Raw genomic sequence first — 16,693 nt, forward strand, 5'->3', positions numbered from 1 at the left:
TCAGCCCTTCAACTCACTAGCCCGATGCGCCGCCGCGTCGTCGTAAACCACATACAACGACTCGGCGACCTGGCTCTTGATGGCCTTGGTGGACTCGAGGCCCAGCACAAAACCCTCGGCCTTGCCGCCGGCGCGATTGAGTTCCTCAGGGGTGGCGGCGCCGGTGATGGCGTCGAACAGCTTGGTGGCGTGGGGGCCGACGCCCTTGGGCAGGCTGATCTGGTCGATGGACATGGGCGATACCTTAAAAGAGAGAATTCGGTAGCGCGTGGAACCACTGCCGGGGTGGCATGGTAGACCGGCTGGCACAGAAAGGCGCGGCTTTTGCGCATATCGCGCTCACCGGGCGGCCTTTTTTCATGACACTGCCCCACAACACCGTGATAGCGCTAAGCTGGATCCCCCACCCGCCCCGCAGGCCCTGCACCATGACGCTCTCCCCCGACTTCACCCCCTGGGCCTCCCTGCTCGGCGGCGCACTGATCGGCCTCAGCGCCGGCCTGTTCATCCTGCTCAACGGGCGCATCGCCGGTATCAGCGGCCTGCTCGGCAGCCTGCTGGCCAAACACGCTGAAGGCCGCGCCGAAAAAGCCCTGTTCCTGCTAGGCCTGCTCGCCTCGCCCTGGCTGTGGTCACTGTTCGCCACCTTGCCTGGCGCGTCGATCCAGGCCGGTGGCGCCGCGCTGGTGCTGGCGGGGCTGCTGGTGGGCCTCGGCACCCGCTACGGCGCCGGCTGCACCAGTGGGCACGGGATCTGCGGGCTGTCACGCCTGTCGCTGCGCTCGCTGGTGGCGGTGGCGTGCTTCATGGGCAGCGGGTTTGCCACTGTCTACATCATCCGCCATCTGATGGGAGCCTGAGCGTGCGCAAACTGACCGCCTTGATCGCCGGCCTGCTCTTCGGCCTGGGGCTGTACCTCAGCGGCATGACCAACCCGGCCAAGGTGCTCGGGTTTCTCGACCTGGCCGGCGAATGGGACCCGTCCCTGGCGCTGGTCATGCTCGGCGCGCTCGCCGTCAGCAGCGTGTTCTTCTACGTCGCCAGGCAGCGCCGCACCGCGTTGCTGGGCGCGCCGATAAAGATGCCGACCAGGCGCACCCTCGACCGGCGGCTGGTGCTCGGCAGTGTGGTGTTTGGTGTCGGCTGGGGGATCGCCGGGCTGTGCCCCGGCCCGGCGGTGGCGTTGTTGCTGACCGGGCAATGGCAGGTGGGGGTGTTCGTGTTGGCGATGGCGCTGGGGATGTGGCTGTTTGAGCGGATTGAGGCGCGCAGGTTGGCCAAGGCTTGAGGCACGGGCAGGCGTTTGTGCTTTATCTCCATCCGCCTGCGGCCTACATTGAACGCCTTATCGATCAACCCCGAGGTCAGCCCCCATGGCACGCATCGTCCGGATTCACGCCTACGGCGACGCCAGCGTCTTGAAACTCGAAGACGTAGACGTCCCCGCCCCCGCCGCCGATGAGGTCCAAATCGACGTCAAAGCCTTCGGCCTCAACCGCGCCGAAGTGATGTTCCGCAACCACGCCTATCTGCAGGAAGCCGAATTCCCCAGTCGCCTGGGCTACGAAGCGGCCGGTGTGGTGATAGCGGTCGGCACCGGTGTCACCGACCTGCAGGTGGGCGACGCCGTCAGCGTCATCCCACCGCTGGACATCGCCCGCTGGGGCACCTATGGCGAAGTCGCCAACGTGCCCGCCCACCTCACCGTTAAACACCCGCAAAGCATCAGCTTTGTGCAAGCCGCCGCATGCTGGATGCAATACGTCACCGCCTGGGGCGCCCTGGTGGAACAGGCCAAACTGACCCAGGGCGACACCGTGCTGGTCACCGCCGCCTCCAGCAGCGTCGCCCTCGCCGCCTTCCAGATCGCCCGCAGCGTCGGCGCCACCGCCATCGGCGTGACCCGCACCCGTGCAAAAAAACAGGCGCTGCTGGATGCCGGCGCAGCGCACGTCATCGTCAGCGACGAAGAAAACCTGGTCGAACGCGTGATGCAACTCACCCACGACCAAGGCGCCCGCGTGGTGTTCGACCCCATCGGCGGGCCGGGCTTCGAAGCCCTCACCCAGAGCATGGCCCGAGGCGGCATCTTGCTGGAGTACGGCGCGCTGAGCTCGGAGCCGACGCCGTTTCCGTTGTTTACCGTGTTAGGCAAATGCTTGACGCTCAAGGGGTATCTGTACGCCGAGATCGTCGCCAACCCGGCGGCGTTGGCGCGGGCCAAGGCGTTCATTCTGGACGGGCTGGCGTCGGGCGCGTTGGCGCCGGTGATTGCGAAGACATTTGCGTTGGATGAGGTGCAGGAGGCGCATCGGTTTTTGGAGGCGAACCAGCAGGTGGGGAAAATCGTGGTGACGGTGTGAGGGCGGTGTCCTAGGACAATTCCCAAAGCTGGGCAGTGGCTTGCCCGATTGCCTACGCGTGGGTCAGAATCCGCCGGCTTGTGCGCTGGGATGGTCGAAACTAAGGTGGCGCGGTCGCTGAATTTCTCGGTGATCGGGTTTAGTAGCCCGGATCGGTTATCTGAATGTGCATGAGCTTCATCAGTCAGACATAACGTCTGTGCTTGATGGCGGCTGTGCGCAGGGCGTCCTCGGACGCGCCGGCTTTAGATATCCACCGGTCTACTAACCTGCGTACAGCTGCCACCCACTCGTTTAGTAGCGGGGAGGGGGTGGCCCAAGTCAGGATATCTTTATGTCTCACGTCATGCAGGATTCAACCGCGCTCTTTCGCGTTGCTCCAGACGCAAGCAATGAAGCCCTCATTGCCAATAGCTACGAAACCTTCGCCTCTGTCAGTACCCTTCTGCTCGATCTATCCGACGATCTGAGCGGCAAACATCGAGATATTGCACTGGCTATCCACCAATTGAGTGAACTGGGCGTGTTACTCACAGCCAAGCTCCTTGACCGTGAGCCCCCCTCCGCTGGCTGACCATAGCTATCCAGAAGACGAGGCGGATCAGTCGCTGAGTCGAAGTATGAAAAATGGGGGACGTATTGATCCATGAAGAATCAATTCGTCCCCTTTTCAGTGGACTCAAAACGGCCTTTGATGAATGGCTACTCTCGGCCAAAAGCCGTCATTCGCGCCCCATCGTTTTGGACTCAAATTAACTTTCTGCTCCGAGCATAATCATCGCACTTCTACTGAAGCTACTCTTTGAATGAGCGCCGTCTCTACACCGGCTCCACCTCATCGACCGGCAATGAAGCAACCATTTCTGCCCGGCACACTTCAAGTATTTCATCAGCAAGTGCGGAGTCATCCGGGCAGGCGCGCGACAAAACAATCGCGCCGACGGCACGTGAAAGCAGGTCGATCATTTTCTTTCTGCCCTCACCCGACTCAGGATCCGTTCCTGTCGGGTATTTCTCTTCTAGCGTCTGCAGGGTGTGTTCTATGCCTTCGGCAAACGTCGCTTTCACATCGTCCGCCTGACGCGCCGCGTCGCCACACAGCGCGGCCATCGTGCAACCACTGCCGCGTCCGTCGCGATGCTCTCTATTCACGTAGACGTTGATGAAGCCCGGAACATCCAGAGCTTGGGCGGCTGTCAGCGATTTGGCCAGACTGCACGCCGAGGCTTCGGCCATCAGGTCTGCCTTCGACCCGAAATGTTTGTAGAAACCACCATGAGTGAAACCAGCGGCCGCCATGAGATCAGCAATGCCGACGCCGTCAAAGCCCCGCTCACGGAACAGCTCTGAGGCGGTTTCAACGATGCGCTCTCGATTTGCCTGCGCCTGGGCCTTGGTTACTCTCACTTGCAATACCTCGTGTTTCCCGGGAAATCCTAAGTCCGATGATACATAGATGTCACCTATAATCAAAATTGTTGACAGTTTAGATTTCGATCATCATCATAAATGCAAGCACCACTGATCTTCATCAACGGGCACGGAAGATTCATCAGATGACCAAGCAGACTCTGTTCACTCCTTGCATACTAGGCAGCCTCACGCTATCAAACCGCGTCGTTCTCGCGCCGCTGACACGCAACCGCGCCGGTCAAGGCTTCGTCCCTAGCGAATTCGCGGCGACCTATTACAGCCAGCGCGCCAGCGCCGGCTTGCTGATCAGCGAAGCCACGCAGATTTCCCGGCAGGGACAGGGCTATCAAGACACCCCGGGAATCTACACGCCGGCACAGATCGATGGCTGGCGCGCCGTGACTGATGCCGTGCATGCCAAGGGAGGAAAAATCTTTCTGCAACTGTGGCATGTCGGCCGCGTCTCGCACGTCGACCTGCAGGAAAACGGCGCTGCCCCCGTGGCCCCTTCTGCGCTACGCGCCGCCACCAAAGTGTTCGTCAACAATCGCTTCGAAGACGTCTCCGAGCCTCGCGCACTGGACATCAGCGAACTGCCGGGAGTGGTCAGCGACTTCCGTCAGGCGGCGGCCAATGCGATCGCCGCTGGCTTCGATGGCGTGGAAATTCACGGTGCCAACGGCTACCTGCTCGATCAATTCCTCAAGGACAACGCCAATCTGCGCACCGATGCTTACGGCGGCTCGATTGAAAATCGTGCTCGTCTGTTGCTCGAAGTGACGGAGGCTGTGGTTAGTGAGATCGGTGCCGACCGCACCGGTGTACGCCTGTCACCAGTGTCGCCGGCCAATGGCGTATCCAGCAGCGATCCGCAGGCGCAATTCGATTACGTCGTAGAACAACTCGACGCCCTCGGCGTGGTTTACCTACACGTGGTCGAAGGCGCGACCGGCGGCCCGCGTGACGTGGCGCCCTTCGATTTCGCCGCCCTGCGCCAGCGCTTCAAAAACACCTACATCGCCAACAACGGCTATGACCTCGATCTGGCCACCTCGCGGCTCGCTGAAGACCAGGCAGACCTGATCGCCTTCGGTCGCCCCTTCATTGGCAACCCGGACCTGGTGGAACGCCTGAAACGTGGCGCGCCGTTGTCCGCGTTCAATCCCGCCACCCTCTATGGCGGCGGCGCGGCAGGCTACATCGATTACCCGACACTGGCTGAATCGAGCATCAGCGCAAGCTGAGCTCGTTCTGTTTCTCATATCCTGAAAGAGAGATACCCCATGAGCACTCGCCCAACTGTTTTGATCACTGGCGCCTCCACCGGGATTGGCGCCGTCTACGCCGAACGCTTTGCACAACGCGGCCACGATCTAGTGGTAGTTGCCCGCGATCAGACGCGCCTGGATGTACTGGCCGCGCGCTTACGCAGCGAACACAACGTCAACGTCGATGTGATCCCGGCGGACCTGACTCAACCCGGCGATCTGAGCAACGTTGAAAACCGTCTGCGCGACGACGCCCACATCGGGATCCTCGTCAATAACGCCGGCGCTGCACTGTCCGGTCATTTCGTCGAGCAAAGCACCGATAAAGTGGCGCAACTGGTCGCCCTCAATACCACGGCGCTGGTTCGGCTCGCCAGCGCCATCGCTCCACGCCTGGCCAAGGCCGGTGAAGGTTCGATCATCAACATCGGTTCGGTTGTAGGCCTCGCACCGGAATTCGGCATGACGGTCTACGGTGCGACCAAGGCCTTTGTGCTTTTCCTGTCCCAAGGTTTGAGCCTGGAACTGTCGCCTCAAGGCGTCTACGTGCAGGCCGTGCTGCCGGCCGCCACGCGTACGGAAATATGGGATCGCTCCGGCGTCGACATCAACACCCTGAGTGAAATCATGGAAGTGGGCGATCTGGTGGATGCCGCTCTCGTCGGTTTCGATCGTCGCGAACCCGTGACCATTCCGCCGCTGCACGAAGCTGAGCGTTGGGATGTCCTGCAGGGCGCACGACTGGGCCTGATCGGGCAAATACGTCAGTCCGCGGTTGCTCAGCGTTACCAGACTCCAGAGTGATCTTCAGGTAGTGAGCATTTGGGGCGGATTCGATGCAAGCGCAAGGCGTTGCATCGAATCCGTCCAGAAATCGGGAGTGGTAATGAATTCAGCCCAGACAAATCCCCTTTCGGGTTCGCCAACGTCGTTCATCAACGCTGCGAACCAATCGATCACGGTCAACGGTATTCCATTCGCCTACCGCGATATCGGCCCCACTACCGGTGTGCCCCTTGTAATGTTCAACCATTGGGGCGCGGTGCTCGATAACTTCGATCCCGCAATCATCGATGGTCTGGCGCAAACCCGACGCGTCATTACCACCGACTATCGTGGCATCGGCGGCTCGGGTGGAACCGCGCCACTGACCGTTGGTGAGATGGCCGACGATGCGATTCAGTTGATCCGTGCGCTGGGGCTGGAAACCGTTGATGTGCTCGGATTCTCCCTCGGCGGCTTCGTCGCTCAGGACATCGCTCTGAAGGCGCCTGATCGGGTGCGGCGGTTGATTCTGACCGGCACCGGGCCGGCTGGCGGCAGCGGTATCGGCAAAGTTGGCGCGGTGTCGTGGCCATTGATTCTCAAAGGCCTGCTGACCCTGCGCGATCCGAAATTCTACCTGTTCTTCACTTCTACGGCCAATGGCCGTCGATCTGCCGCGCAGTATTTGCAGCGCCTGCAAGCCCGCAAGAACAATCGTGACCAAGGCCCGACGCCCCGTGCTTTCCTGCGCCAGTTGAAAGCGATCACCGCGTGGGGCAAACAGCCGCCGCAAGACCTCGAACGCTTGCGGGCACCTGCGCTGGTCGTCAACGGCGACACCGATATCATGGTGCCCAGCATCAATTCGTTTGAACTGGCCAAGCGTATCCCCAACGCAGAGCTGGTGATTTATCAGGATGCCGGTCACGGCGGGATTTTCCAGCACCACGTTGATTTTGTGGCCAAGGCGCAGGCGTTCCTCGATGCCTGACCACGCACCGACTACCCTCCCTACAACCGACAAGAGCCGCACCTCGATGAAAGCATTTCTTATTGATCGCTACGGCAAGCAACCCGGACGCATCGACGAAGCGTCAGCCCCTGAAGTGGGTGCCCACGACGTCTTGATCGAGGTCCATGCCAGCAGTGTCAACGTTCTGGACTCGAAGATCAGCACAGGCGAGTTCAAGCTGATCCTGGCCTACTCGTTTCCGCTGATTCTGGGCAACGACTTGGCGGGGGTAGTGGTGACAGTCGGCTCGCATGTGACACGCTTCAAACCAGGTGACGAAGTGTACGCTCGCCCGCCGCAAGGACGGATCGGCACGTTCGCCGAAAGGATTGCCGTGGACGAGAACGCGATCGCCCTGAAACCAGCCAATACCAGCATGGCGCAAGCCGCCTCCCTGCCCTTGGTGGCACTGACTGCCTGGCAAGTGCTGGTCGACACCGCCCGGCTACAAAAGGGCCAGAAGGTGTTGATTCACGCAGGCTCCGGCGGCGTCGGCACCATTGCCATCCAACTTGCCAAACACCTGGGTGCCTTTGTCGCCACAACCACCAGCACCGCGAATGTCGAATGGGTCAAGGTGCTGGGGGCTGACGTGGTCATCGACTACAAAAAGCAGAATTTCGAAAATGTCTTAAACGGCTACGACGTGGTGTTGAACAGCCTCGGCACCGATGTTTTGGACAAGTCACTCAAGGTCCTCAAACCCGGCGGCCAACTGATTTCCATCTCAGGGCCGCCCACTGCGCTGTTCGCACAGGAGCAAGGGTTATCCTGGCCATTGCAGCAGGTTATGCGTCTGCTGAGCCTCGGCATTCGGCGCAGGGCACGCAAGCAGGACATCAAGTACACGTTCGTGTTCATGCGCGCCAACGGTACCCAACTGCAACAAATCAGCGCACTGGTTGAGGCGGGTATCATCAACCCGGTGATTGATCGAACGTTTTCCTTTGAATCAACGGCAGAGGCTCTGAAATACGTCGAACAGGGACGAGCCAAAGGCAAGGTCGTCGTTACGATCAAATGACTACCCGCCCGGAGAATTGGGGTCAGACCACGTTTTCACTCGTTTAGTAGCGATGGGGTGACGGCCAAACTAGGGAATTACGAATATGTGCAAAGCCTCATCTGACCCAACCATCCTCTTTACCGTCAGTTCCGACGCCAGTACTGAAAGCCTCATTACCAATAGCTACGAGACCTTTAGCTCGGTTAGCACTCTTCTGCTCGATCTCTCGGAAGACCTCAGCGGTAAGCACCGTGACATTGCACTGGCGATTCACCAACTGAGCGAATTGGGTGTGCTCATGACGGCAAGACTCCTCGACCGCGAAGAACCGTGCCTTCGTTGAATAACACAAATTCCAGCCACTAGCTGAGTGCTCGCCGAATCGTCGTATGCGGCAGTTACGATTCGGCGACTTTGCTACCCATGAAATTGATCAATTCCGGAGCCGGGCTAAGCCTTCGACTTTACCGATGAAGTTCCGGGTCTGCTTTCGGCCAGGAGCAGACATTCGAACCGCTGACCAATACACTGCCGCGACAATCGTACTCAAAACTTTTAGTGCAAATGCTCCCGCAGGAAGAAGGGTTTCAAATGAGTCTTGATCTGTACCTGGAAGCTGATAATGCGCTCACAGCCCCGATACTGGAAAAAGCCTTACAGAATGCTGGCGCCTGGGAAATCAACGCAGTTGGCGGCGGTTTGGAAGCTGCCTTTATCTCGGGACTAATGCTGAGTACCGATGGCGTAATCGCTGACTCTATGATTTACGCTGAGGATATGAAGGGTGTCGACTTCAGTGTCGCTATGCGTTGTACCATCAGAATCAAAGGCCCTGAGCCGGAGGGGCAGTCTGCTATGGAAGATCTGGACAAAATAGCCCAATCCATCGCTCAGGTGTGCTCGTCCCTCTTCCTGATAAGCTTCCAGTTTGAAGAAACATTGTACTGGCGGGATGCTACGGGGCTGCATCGTCCTTAATGCCAGAGCCTCCAAAAACATTGACGAATCTGCCTGACCGCACCCTGTCTACTATTGGGCATTTGCTGCCCATCTCGACGGAATTGGCTATTAATTGCTTTCCGTGAAGGGCCGCTTTGGGTCGATTTCTGCCTGTAGCCACCGTCAGCTTCTGGCCGATCGCTGCCCTTGGCGAGAGGCAGAAAACGGCTAAAAGCAGCTGCTCATAGGTGTCTAGGAGACTAGGGACCATTCAATCATAGGCTGGAGATGTCTACGGTGCCGGGGGTCAGGTGCCGGGGGTCAGACCACGTTTTCAATAATGATGGTCTGCCCCTATTTCTGCGTTTTCCACACAAGGCTTACAACCCAAGCCCATACTGAAACAACGCCATATCCATCACCCGCGCCGTAGGATACGGCAGCTCCAGACGCCCCGTTTTCAACGGCAGGGGTGAAGGATTCAGTTGCTCCACCACGCCCGCCAACGCCGTCAGCCCCTTCCCGCTGGCGGTGGTGATGAACGCGCGACGTGGGAACAGATCGCGGCAGGCGGCAATGTAGAAACGGTCCAGCGCCGGGCACTCTCCCCAGACCCCCATCAGGATTTTGGTCTTGAGGGTGTCGGTCCAGGAGACGTTGGTGGCCAAGGTCTCCATGGAGGCCAATACGCTGTCCAACAAGGCTTGGTTGTACGCCAGGTCCGGTGCGCCGGGTGCGAAATTATCCAGGGACAGTTCAAACAACTCCGGGCCCTGGCCGGTAAAAAGGCGCTTGGCCAAGGCTTTCATCAGGTCCAGGTTGCTGTTCTGCAGCAGGCCCGAGGAGCCACGGAACATCCCCCAGTTCGCCAGGTAGAAGCCGATATGCAGGGCGGTGGTGTCGATCTGTTCTTCGCTGATGAGGTCAGCCCAGCGAGGGCGGGATTCGTCCCAGATGTATTCATAGAGAAACTCCCACGCCTTGAGTCGGGGGTAGTCGTTACCCGGTGAGGGCTGGATATTCTGGTAGTAGATCTGGGCGTAGCGATTGACATCGAAAATCATCATCTGGCTTCCTGCGCACGGCGTTCCTGTTGATCACATCAGCAGAGGTTATCGACAGCGCGGGCGAGATATTGAATACGCCCTCCCCCAAGCACCCGCCCCACGTTTACACTGGCGCCTTTTGCACCACTCACGCAGGGAAGCACTCGATGTCCACCGATCCGCTATGCCTGGTTTTTGTCCCCGCCCTTGTGGCTGTACTCACCGCCGCCGAGGCGAAAAAAGGCACGCCGCTGACCGAAGCCGAAGTGTGTGAAATCCGCGATGCAGCCACCTGTATCGCGCTGCCGTTCAGCACCGCGCTGGCGATGGAAACCGAGCGAGGTTATCCAGATATCGTCGCCGAAGACTGCTGGAGTGAGTGGCAACGGCTACGTGCTTCGGTTGCCTGACCCCGCTTATCGAACCCCTTACGAATGGAATCGACACCATGCTCAACTCCCCGCGCCCGTTCAAGCCACTCATCTGCCTCACCCTCCTCGCCGCCCTCACCGGCTGCGGCGCATTGACGGATGTGCGCTCGTTCTCCACGCCCTACGCCACGCCCACCAGCGCTGAAACCGTGCGCCTGCGTGTGATGAGCGATGGCATGGTGCGCGCCGTGCCCAATTCCAACTGCATCAACTTCCGCCTGCCCGGCGCGGGGGTGATGGTGGCCAATCGAGAGGGCTATGCAGACCGCAACGGCGAAAGCCTGGGCATGGCGCCCGTGGAGCGGTATTCGGATGGCACGGTGATGAGCGAACTGCGGGTGCCGGCCGGGCAGCCCATCGCGCTTCACTACATCGGCAATCGTTGCTACAACATGTTCACTTTCGTGCCTGAGGCGGGGAAGGACTATGAACTGGATGCAGCGGGTCGCTATAAGTGCGGGGTGACGCTCAAGCGCATGTTGGTCGGCAAGATTGAGGGCACTCGGGTGCCGTTGGGTGAGAGCAAGTTGTGCAATTGGGGCGATAACTTCTGAGCCACGTCTCGCCCTCAGCTATGCAACGGCAACGCCACCCCGAACAACACAAAGAACCCACCACAGACTTTATTGAACCGCCGCCCGGTGCGGGCCAACCATGGCCGCACCCGGTGCGCGGCGCTGGCCACCAGGTATTCGACGACGAACTCCACCACGGCGTAGGTCAGCGCGATGATGGCGGTCTGCGTGATGATGTTTCTGTGGGGGTCGAGGAAGGGTGGGATAAACGCGGTAAACAGCAGCAACGCCTTGGGGTTGGAGAGGGCCGAGACCAACCCTTGGCGGAACAGCGACCAGCGTCGCAGGCTGGAAGTGGCCGCTGTTTCCAGGCTGACGGGGGCGGCGCGCCACAGTCCGTAGCCCAGCCAGATCAGGTAGAGCCCGCCGGCAATCTTCAAGGCCGTGAACGCGGTGGCCGAGGCCTGGATCAGTGCGCCCAGGCCCAGCGCGCACAGCGCAAGCACCAAGGCAAAACCGAGCACGCCGCCGCTGATGGTGAACAGGGTTCTGCGACTGCCGTGCAGCGCGCCATGGGTCAGCGCCAGCAACGCATTCGGACCTGGCACCACGGATATCCCGCAGCAGGTGATCAGGTAGAGCAACCAGGTCTCGAAGGGCATGATCAAGTCCGCAATGGGTGGTTTTGACTGCTATCTTGCAAATGAACAACGACCGTGAAAAGCGCATAATTCACGTCGCAGCCATTCGATTAACGAATAAAGGTTATCGCCATGTCTTCCAGCGATTTGCAGATCGATTGGCTCAAGTGCTTCGTCGCCGTGGTGGATGCCGGTTCGCTGTCGGGGGCGGCCCATGAGGTGAACCGCTCGCAGTCCGCCGTCAGCATGCAGATGAAAAAACTCGAGGCTGCCCTGGGCCGGCCCTTGCTCAACCGTGGCCCGCGGCACCTGCAACTGACCGATGACGGCCAGACACTGCTGGGCTATGCCCGTCGCATGCTCGCCCTGCACGCCGAGACCCAGGCAGCGTTTCACGGCGAGGCGTTGACCGGGCGTATCCGCCTGGGGGTGGCCGAGGACTACGCAGCCAAGTACCTCACGCCGCTGCTCAAACGTTTTGCGCCGCGTTATGCGGGGGTCGACATCGAGCTGACCTGTGAACAGTCGACCGCCCTGATCCCGCGTTTGCGCAGCGGCGACCTTGATCTTGCGCTGGTGTCCAGGGACTCGCCGCACACAGGGACGTTTCTGTTCAAGGAGCCGATGGTGTGGGTCGGCTCCGCGCAATTCGAGCTGTGGCGCCGCGACCCGGTGCCTATCGCCGTCTACGAAAGCGAAAGCCTGGCGCGCCGGTATGCGGTGAATTCACTGGCGCAACAGGGCCGCCAGTTCAAAGTGGTGTACAACAGCTCCAGCCTGGCCGGCCAGCTCGCCGCCGTGGAAGGTGGGCTGGCGATTGCTGCGATTACAGAGTGCACCGTGCAGCCGTCCTTGCAGGTCTTGAGCAGCGAACACGGCTTGGGCGCTATCGAACCGATGGAGGTGTCGATTCTACGTAGTCGGGCTTCGCGCGGATCCAAGGCGGTCAACAGCCTGCATGGGTTTATCATCAGTGCGCTGAGAGCTCAGGCGTAGCCCTGGCGCGTCGCGCTATCTGGACACCGAGGTGATCCCATAGCAGCCTCGCTGAAGCTCGACAGCGCCTATAATTGATCTGCATTCGGAGCTATACATGGCCCTGTCCAAACGTGAAACCGTTGGTATCGAACGCCAACTGGTCGCAGCACTGACTGACGCCTGCGAAACAGCGAAGGCTGAAATCCCGGGGTTTGAATGGCTGACGCACACGGTCAACTACGCCGACTTCCCTCAAAGCCTGCGCATCACCTGGGTCTTCGACACCCGCGCCAATAAAGACCACGCGGTGGCGACCGGGTTGGACGCACGCATCCGCGAACTCACAGCCGCGGCCCTGCACGATGCCGACATCCCACCCGTGCCGTTGCCGCGCTGCGTTCAACTTGACTCCGAAGAAGCCTGCCAAACCCAGCACGGCGGCAATTGGCGTTTGCGCCTGACCCGCTCAGCCAACTAGAGCCTGGCGCCCAACTGCTGGATAATGCCTCGCCCTGCTCTCCGCCCGCTGAAAAGGAAATCCCGCCCCATGAAGTTGCCGCTTTCCGCTGCCCTGCTCGCGTCTGCCCTGCTGTCGCCTTCGATGGCCCACGCCGACGACGCCGCCCTGGTCGACACCCTCAAGGCCTTCACCCGCTGCGACGCGAGTTTTTTCAGCAGCCTGAACACCCACCGCGACGCCTGGCAGGCCTACGCGCCGCTCAAGCAAGAGAAGGACTTCAGCTGGATCGCGGTACGCGATCGCACCGACCCCAAGGCCACCGCCGTGCCGGTGAGCGCGCCGGCCATCGCCGGTTTGAAGTTGCTGTCCTACAACGATGAGGTCAGCGATCTCGGCCCGTTGGGCCTGTATTACTTCTGGGGTTTCACGGTGGACGGCAACATTGATGAGGTCGCGCAGCGCTTTGCCGCACTGCTGGACCAACCCGCTGCGCTGCAAAAAGGCGAAGGGCAATACACGCGCAGCGAGCTGAAGGTGGGCAACAGCTGGCAGGCGATCAAGCCGATGCCGGGCAAGGCACCGGGGCTGCGCCATGTGGAACGGGTGCTGATCGTGGAACCGGAGGGCCAGCATTCCCGTGTGAGTTGTTCGGTGCAGGGCGGTGTGACTCCCGGCCTGGTCGCGCTGCTGCGGCCGGACATCGCGCCGGTCGATTACCCGCGCACAGTGGCCGACACCAATCTCGCCGATGTGCCGGTACCGCCCACTGTGCTCCAGAGCCTCGATGCACCGTTGTTGCAGCCCAGGTTCAAGACGTTGAGCTACACCTACCTGTCGAGGAATGCCGCGGGCAAGGACGCGCCGATCACCATCCGGTTCAAGGCCGAGGGCGGTTTGCTGGTCAAGAATGAGGCCTACGGCAGCGCCTTCAACGTGGACCGACTGATGTTGGCGGACCTGATCCAGCTGAAATCGAAAATGAACGGTGTAGGCGAAGGCCAGGTGCTGCAGACCCGCGAGGCCGAGGTAAAACTGCCGACCAGTTGGGCACCGGGCCAGACCCTGAGTGCGCACCTGAAGATGGCCAATGTGCCGGTCAAGCCCACTGACAAACCGACCGAGACCACCTTGACCTGCAAGGTCGGCGAGCGCTTCCCGGCGCGCCAGGTGTTTGCATCGTTGACAGGCGATGCCATCCGGCTGGCCTGCGAACAGGACGGCTACACGTCGTCGCGCGCGTTTATCGAGGACCTGGGGGTGGCCCTGACGCTGGAGTCGACGTCGAGCCAGACCCACTATGTGAATGAAATCCAGACGCTGGATGTGGTGCGCTGATTAGGCGCTCCACGCCACGCAAGAACACACCGACGCGCCGGCTGATCGCCCATTGTGTTTTAGCCGCAGTCGTACTCAACGTGTGATGAACGGGCCTGTCCACCACAATGAGCCCGCTCACCACAAGGAATGAAGAGGCGGTTAGAAGTGCCGTATGAGCGAACCAAACAGGTCCCCCCGGGGCATTTGGCTCAACGGGATTTCAGCGTTCTCGAACCACTGCGCACTGGCTTCGGGATGGGGGCCGCTCAGGATCACCACGCCCTTCTCGAAGGTATACCGCGCCGCCGCAATGTCGCCGTTGCGGTAGGTGGCGATGGCCGTGTAGGGCGCGACCTTGGGGAAGTACGGGCCGTCCTGGAAGAACACCTGGTCAGGCTTGCCGTCCCAAGTGACCTGCACGGCGGCGTCGGCGCTGTCGGGCACTTCGAAACCGGGGCGGCCGGCTTCGCCGTCGAGGTCCACCGGGATCAGGCCGAGGTTGCTGTCATCCGCCAGGTAGGCGCCCATGCACAAGCCCAGGTAGCGCCCGCCGTTGGCCACGTAATCGCGGATCGCCTCGCTGCGCGCATCGCCCAGGCTGCGCAAAGCGCCGGGGATGTCCTGGCCGCCGCCGGGTTGCACGTAGAGGTCGTAGCGCGCCAGGGTTTGCGGCGTGATGTCGATAGGCTCGTCGGCGCCCACGAAGTCGATACGGTAGTTGGGGTTGATGCGCTGCAGGGCCTTTGCCACGTTTTCCGAACAGTCATCGCAGCCTGCCAGGCCACGATATATGGCGACACGGGTGATAGGCGCCGAGGCTTCGGCCGGTGACGGCAGCAAAAGGGCAAAGGCAAACAACGTGGCGACGACAGCTCGCAGGTTCATGGTCGAGGACTCCTGAAGGACCACGCAAAGCCTATAGCGATTGCGCCGTTGAATCCGTTAACAGTTGTAAACGACGTTCAGTTGGGGATAACTGGCGGTCGAGCCCCGTTCCGAGAGTGCCCATCATGTTTGAACTCGCCGCCCTCATTACCTATGTCGCCGTCGTGATCGGCCTGTTCCTGATCCCCGGCCCGTCCGTGTTGCTGGTGATCACCCGCACCGTGCAGGGCGGCCGCAAGGTCGGGGTCGCCACCGGCCTGGGGGTGGCGTGCGGCGACCTGCTGCATACCCTGGGCGCGGCGCTGGGCTTGTCGGCGATCCTGATGACCTCGGCCACCGCATTCAACGCGGTGAAGTGGGCCGGCGCGGCTTACCTGATCTACCTGGGCGTCCGCGCGTTCATGGCCAAGACCGGCACACAGAAAGGGCTGACGTTGCCGGCGGTCACGCCGCGCCAGGCGTTTTTCCAGGCGGTCGGTGCCGAGTTGCTCAACCCGAAAACCGCGATTTTCTTCCTGGCCTTCCTGCCGCAATTCGTGCACCCGGAAGCCGGCTCATCACTGGTGCAGTTCGCGGTGCTGGGTTTGATTTTCTCGGTGCTCAGTGCGGTGTACACCAGCCTGCTCGCCCTCGCCATCCGCCCCTTGAGCCGAGGCATCAAGGGGCTGTCCAAACTGCGGCGCTGGGAAGGAAAAATCATCGGCACGCTGTTTATGGGGCTGGGGCTGAAGGTGGCGTTGCAGCAGCGCTGAGGCTACTTTTTCACCGCCATCAGCAGGTCAAACAGCAATTGCGCCACCGGCGACAGTGCCCGCCCACGCCGGGATATCAGCCCCAGCGTGCGGCTGATCGCCGGGTCGGTCAGCGGCCGCGTGGCCAGCGTCGCATGCCCATTGGCCGGCATCGCCAATTTGGGCACGACGCCAACACCCAACCCCGCCTCCACCAGACTCACCAACGCTGGCACATGCTTCACTTCGCAGAATGAGCGCGGCCGCACATCGCGGTGGGCCAGGGCCTGGTCGATCAAGAACCGATTGCCGCTGCCTTGTGCCAGGCTGATGTAGTCGACCCCGGCCAGGTCATCCCAGGTCAGGGAGGCGCGCTTGGTCAGCGGGTGACCGACCTGCAGTGCCACCACAAATTCTTCCTCCAGCAACGGCTGGAAGACCACATCGGCGTCCTGGGTGCCGATGTAGGTCAGGCCGAAGTCCGCCTCGCCCCTGGCCACGACGGTCAAGATCGCCGAGGACGACTCATCGATCACCCGCACCCGGATGCCCGGGTATTTGGCGTGGTATAGCCGAATCACATCAGGCAGGAAATACGCCACGGCAGAGGGCACGCAGGCAATCGTGACTTCGCCGGAGAGACGGTAGGCCAGATCGTGGAAGCCTATCAACGCGCTCTCCAGTTCATTCAGCACGTTGCGCGCACGCGGCAGGAACCCCCGGCCGATGGTGGAGAGTTCGACACGCCGCGTGGTGCGTTCGAACAACTGCACACCCAGCGCCTGCTCCAGTTTGTCGACTCGCCGGGAGAGTGCCGATTGCGACAAGTGCAACGCTTGGGCAGCCGCGCTGAAACTTCCCAGGTCGGCCACCGCGAGAAAACCGCGAAGATCCGCGAGATCAAAATTCATGCGTTTACCTCA

The 16,693-nt window shown here is 61.0% G+C and carries 22 protein-coding genes; 16 read left to right on the forward strand and 6 right to left on the reverse strand.

Annotated elements, in window-relative coordinates:
* A complete protein-coding gene (locus tag BFN10_RS13790; RefSeq protein WP_058425621.1) occupies positions 1 to 234 on the reverse strand; it encodes a hypothetical protein in 234 nt (77 codons plus the stop codon).
* Positions 235 to 428: 194 nt separating this feature from the next.
* Between BFN10_RS13790 and BFN10_RS13795 the strand changes: the two genes are divergently transcribed.
* From BFN10_RS13795 to BFN10_RS13810, 4 genes are all read left to right on the forward strand, one after another.
* The gene (locus BFN10_RS13795) at positions 429 to 860 is read left to right on the forward strand and encodes a YeeE/YedE family protein (RefSeq protein ID WP_071490130.1); all 432 of its coding nucleotides are present in this window, start codon (positions 429 to 431) and stop codon (positions 858 to 860) included.
* Positions 861 to 862: 2 nt separating this feature from the next.
* On the forward strand, positions 863 to 1,288 hold the full coding sequence (locus BFN10_RS13800) for a DUF6691 family protein (RefSeq protein WP_071490131.1): 426 nt from the start codon (positions 863 to 865) through the stop codon (positions 1,286 to 1,288).
* A gap of 85 nt (positions 1,289 to 1,373) precedes the next feature.
* Positions 1,374 to 2,363 carry a zinc-dependent alcohol dehydrogenase family protein gene (locus BFN10_RS13805; RefSeq protein WP_071490132.1) on the forward strand — a complete coding sequence of 330 codons (990 nt, stop codon included), beginning with the start codon at positions 1,374 to 1,376 and terminating at the stop codon, positions 2,361 to 2,363.
* Between the two features lie 334 nt (positions 2,364 to 2,697).
* Positions 2,698 to 2,937 (forward strand): DUF6124 family protein, encoded by a 240-nt coding sequence (locus tag BFN10_RS13810; RefSeq protein WP_071490133.1) that lies wholly within the window; start codon positions 2,698 to 2,700, stop codon positions 2,935 to 2,937.
* 245 nt (positions 2,938 to 3,182) lie between these two features.
* Here BFN10_RS13810 and BFN10_RS13815 read toward each other — a convergent pair whose 3' ends face one another.
* A complete protein-coding gene (locus BFN10_RS13815) occupies positions 3,183 to 3,770 on the reverse strand; it encodes a TetR/AcrR family transcriptional regulator (RefSeq protein WP_071490202.1) in 588 nt (195 codons plus the stop codon).
* A gap of 149 nt (positions 3,771 to 3,919) precedes the next feature.
* Between BFN10_RS13815 and BFN10_RS13820 the strand changes: the two genes are divergently transcribed.
* From BFN10_RS13820 to BFN10_RS13845, 6 genes are all read left to right on the forward strand, one after another.
* Positions 3,920 to 5,020 (forward strand): alkene reductase, encoded by a 1,101-nt coding sequence (locus BFN10_RS13820; protein WP_071490134.1) that lies wholly within the window; start codon positions 3,920 to 3,922, stop codon positions 5,018 to 5,020.
* A gap of 39 nt (positions 5,021 to 5,059) precedes the next feature.
* Positions 5,060 to 5,848 (forward strand): SDR family NAD(P)-dependent oxidoreductase, encoded by a 789-nt coding sequence (locus BFN10_RS13825; protein ID WP_071490135.1) that lies wholly within the window; start codon positions 5,060 to 5,062, stop codon positions 5,846 to 5,848.
* An 82-nt stretch (positions 5,849 to 5,930) separates the two neighbouring features.
* A complete protein-coding gene (locus BFN10_RS13830; RefSeq protein WP_071490136.1) occupies positions 5,931 to 6,800 on the forward strand; it encodes an alpha/beta fold hydrolase in 870 nt (289 codons plus the stop codon).
* A 46-nt stretch (positions 6,801 to 6,846) separates the two neighbouring features.
* Complete coding sequence (locus tag BFN10_RS13835) at positions 6,847 to 7,845, forward strand: NADP-dependent oxidoreductase (protein WP_071490137.1); 999 nt, start codon at positions 6,847 to 6,849, stop codon at positions 7,843 to 7,845.
* 85 nt (positions 7,846 to 7,930) lie between these two features.
* Entirely contained in the window at positions 7,931 to 8,170 is a 240-nt protein-coding gene (locus BFN10_RS13840) for a DUF6124 family protein (protein WP_071490138.1), read from the forward strand.
* Positions 8,171 to 8,418: 248 nt separating this feature from the next.
* Positions 8,419 to 8,805, forward strand: a complete 387-nt coding sequence (locus BFN10_RS13845; RefSeq protein WP_071490139.1) for a hypothetical protein — start codon at positions 8,419 to 8,421, stop codon at positions 8,803 to 8,805.
* A 341-nt stretch (positions 8,806 to 9,146) separates the two neighbouring features.
* Here BFN10_RS13845 and BFN10_RS13850 read toward each other — a convergent pair whose 3' ends face one another.
* A complete protein-coding gene (locus BFN10_RS13850; RefSeq protein WP_071490203.1) occupies positions 9,147 to 9,830 on the reverse strand; it encodes a hypothetical protein in 684 nt (227 codons plus the stop codon).
* Between the two features lie 149 nt (positions 9,831 to 9,979).
* Here BFN10_RS13850 and BFN10_RS13855 point away from each other — a divergent pair, with 149 nt between their 5' ends.
* Complete coding sequence (locus BFN10_RS13855) at positions 9,980 to 10,222, forward strand: hypothetical protein (RefSeq protein ID WP_071490140.1); 243 nt, start codon at positions 9,980 to 9,982, stop codon at positions 10,220 to 10,222.
* A 38-nt stretch (positions 10,223 to 10,260) separates the two neighbouring features.
* The gene (locus BFN10_RS13860; RefSeq protein ID WP_071490141.1) at positions 10,261 to 10,797 is read left to right on the forward strand and encodes a hypothetical protein; all 537 of its coding nucleotides are present in this window, start codon (positions 10,261 to 10,263) and stop codon (positions 10,795 to 10,797) included.
* Positions 10,798 to 10,811: 14 nt separating this feature from the next.
* On the opposite strand, the gene BFN10_RS13865 is transcribed toward BFN10_RS13860, so the two are convergent.
* Entirely contained in the window at positions 10,812 to 11,420 is a 609-nt protein-coding gene (locus BFN10_RS13865) for a LysE family translocator (protein ID WP_071490142.1), read from the reverse strand.
* 111 nt (positions 11,421 to 11,531) lie between these two features.
* On the opposite strand from BFN10_RS13865, the gene BFN10_RS13870 reads away from it, so the two are divergent.
* The 3 genes from BFN10_RS13870 (at position 11,532) to BFN10_RS13880 (ending at position 14,172) form a co-directional block, all read left to right on the forward strand.
* The gene (locus BFN10_RS13870) at positions 11,532 to 12,395 is read left to right on the forward strand and encodes a LysR family transcriptional regulator (RefSeq protein WP_071490143.1); all 864 of its coding nucleotides are present in this window, start codon (positions 11,532 to 11,534) and stop codon (positions 12,393 to 12,395) included.
* Positions 12,396 to 12,492: 97 nt separating this feature from the next.
* Complete coding sequence (locus tag BFN10_RS13875; RefSeq protein WP_071490144.1) at positions 12,493 to 12,855, forward strand: hypothetical protein; 363 nt, start codon at positions 12,493 to 12,495, stop codon at positions 12,853 to 12,855.
* A gap of 69 nt (positions 12,856 to 12,924) precedes the next feature.
* A complete protein-coding gene (locus BFN10_RS13880; RefSeq protein WP_071490145.1) occupies positions 12,925 to 14,172 on the forward strand; it encodes a hypothetical protein in 1,248 nt (415 codons plus the stop codon).
* A 141-nt stretch (positions 14,173 to 14,313) separates the two neighbouring features.
* Here the strand turns inward: BFN10_RS13880 and BFN10_RS13885 are convergent, their stop codons facing one another.
* On the reverse strand, positions 14,314 to 15,039 hold the full coding sequence (locus tag BFN10_RS13885; RefSeq protein ID WP_071490146.1) for a BPL-N domain-containing protein: 726 nt from the start codon (positions 15,037 to 15,039) through the stop codon (positions 14,314 to 14,316).
* 125 nt (positions 15,040 to 15,164) lie between these two features.
* Here BFN10_RS13885 and BFN10_RS13890 point away from each other — a divergent pair, with 125 nt between their 5' ends.
* A complete protein-coding gene (locus BFN10_RS13890; RefSeq protein ID WP_071490147.1) occupies positions 15,165 to 15,791 on the forward strand; it encodes a LysE family translocator in 627 nt (208 codons plus the stop codon).
* Between the two features lie 2 nt (positions 15,792 to 15,793).
* On the opposite strand, the gene BFN10_RS13895 is transcribed toward BFN10_RS13890, so the two are convergent.
* On the reverse strand, positions 15,794 to 16,681 hold the full coding sequence (locus tag BFN10_RS13895) for a LysR family transcriptional regulator (protein ID WP_071490148.1): 888 nt from the start codon (positions 16,679 to 16,681) through the stop codon (positions 15,794 to 15,796).
* Positions 16,682 to 16,693: the final 12 nt, after the last annotated feature.

It is taken from the genome of Pseudomonas extremorientalis, assembly GCF_001870465.1.
Classification (GTDB): Bacteria; Pseudomonadota; Gammaproteobacteria; order Pseudomonadales; family Pseudomonadaceae; genus Aquipseudomonas; species Aquipseudomonas extremorientalis.

Bases quoted from the DNA above. Each gene is read 5' to 3' on its own strand.
- BFN10_RS13875 (WP_071490144.1), top strand. From the start codon at position 12,493: ATGGCCCTGTCCAAACGTGAAACCGTTGGTATCGAACGCCAACTGGTC.
- BFN10_RS13885 (WP_071490146.1), bottom strand. From the start codon at position 15,039: ATGAACCTGCGAGCTGTCGTCGCCACGTTGTTTGCCTTTGCCCTTTTG.
- BFN10_RS13825 (WP_071490135.1), top strand. From the start codon at position 5,060: ATGAGCACTCGCCCAACTGTTTTGATCACTGGCGCCTCCACCGGGATT.
- BFN10_RS13795 (WP_071490130.1), top strand. From the start codon at position 429: ATGACGCTCTCCCCCGACTTCACCCCCTGGGCCTCCCTGCTCGGCGGC.
- BFN10_RS13895 (WP_071490148.1), bottom strand. From the start codon at position 16,681: ATGAATTTTGATCTCGCGGATCTTCGCGGTTTTCTCGCGGTGGCCGAC.
- BFN10_RS13870 (WP_071490143.1), top strand. From the start codon at position 11,532: ATGTCTTCCAGCGATTTGCAGATCGATTGGCTCAAGTGCTTCGTCGCC.
- BFN10_RS13850 (WP_071490203.1), bottom strand. From the start codon at position 9,830: ATGATTTTCGATGTCAATCGCTACGCCCAGATCTACTACCAGAATATC.
- BFN10_RS13855 (WP_071490140.1), top strand. From the start codon at position 9,980: ATGTCCACCGATCCGCTATGCCTGGTTTTTGTCCCCGCCCTTGTGGCT.
- BFN10_RS13805 (WP_071490132.1), top strand. From the start codon at position 1,374: ATGGCACGCATCGTCCGGATTCACGCCTACGGCGACGCCAGCGTCTTG.
- BFN10_RS13880 (WP_071490145.1), top strand. From the start codon at position 12,925: ATGAAGTTGCCGCTTTCCGCTGCCCTGCTCGCGTCTGCCCTGCTGTCG.
- BFN10_RS13890 (WP_071490147.1), top strand. From the start codon at position 15,165: ATGTTTGAACTCGCCGCCCTCATTACCTATGTCGCCGTCGTGATCGGC.
- BFN10_RS13790 (WP_058425621.1), bottom strand. From the start codon at position 234: ATGTCCATCGACCAGATCAGCCTGCCCAAGGGCGTCGGCCCCCACGCC.
- BFN10_RS13820 (WP_071490134.1), top strand. From the start codon at position 3,920: ATGACCAAGCAGACTCTGTTCACTCCTTGCATACTAGGCAGCCTCACG.
- BFN10_RS13810 (WP_071490133.1), top strand. From the start codon at position 2,698: ATGTCTCACGTCATGCAGGATTCAACCGCGCTCTTTCGCGTTGCTCCA.
- BFN10_RS13840 (WP_071490138.1), top strand. From the start codon at position 7,931: ATGTGCAAAGCCTCATCTGACCCAACCATCCTCTTTACCGTCAGTTCC.
- BFN10_RS13835 (WP_071490137.1), top strand. From the start codon at position 6,847: ATGAAAGCATTTCTTATTGATCGCTACGGCAAGCAACCCGGACGCATC.
- BFN10_RS13865 (WP_071490142.1), bottom strand. From the start codon at position 11,420: ATGCCCTTCGAGACCTGGTTGCTCTACCTGATCACCTGCTGCGGGATA.
- BFN10_RS13845 (WP_071490139.1), top strand. From the start codon at position 8,419: ATGAGTCTTGATCTGTACCTGGAAGCTGATAATGCGCTCACAGCCCCG.
- BFN10_RS13860 (WP_071490141.1), top strand. From the start codon at position 10,261: ATGCTCAACTCCCCGCGCCCGTTCAAGCCACTCATCTGCCTCACCCTC.
- BFN10_RS13830 (WP_071490136.1), top strand. From the start codon at position 5,931: ATGAATTCAGCCCAGACAAATCCCCTTTCGGGTTCGCCAACGTCGTTC.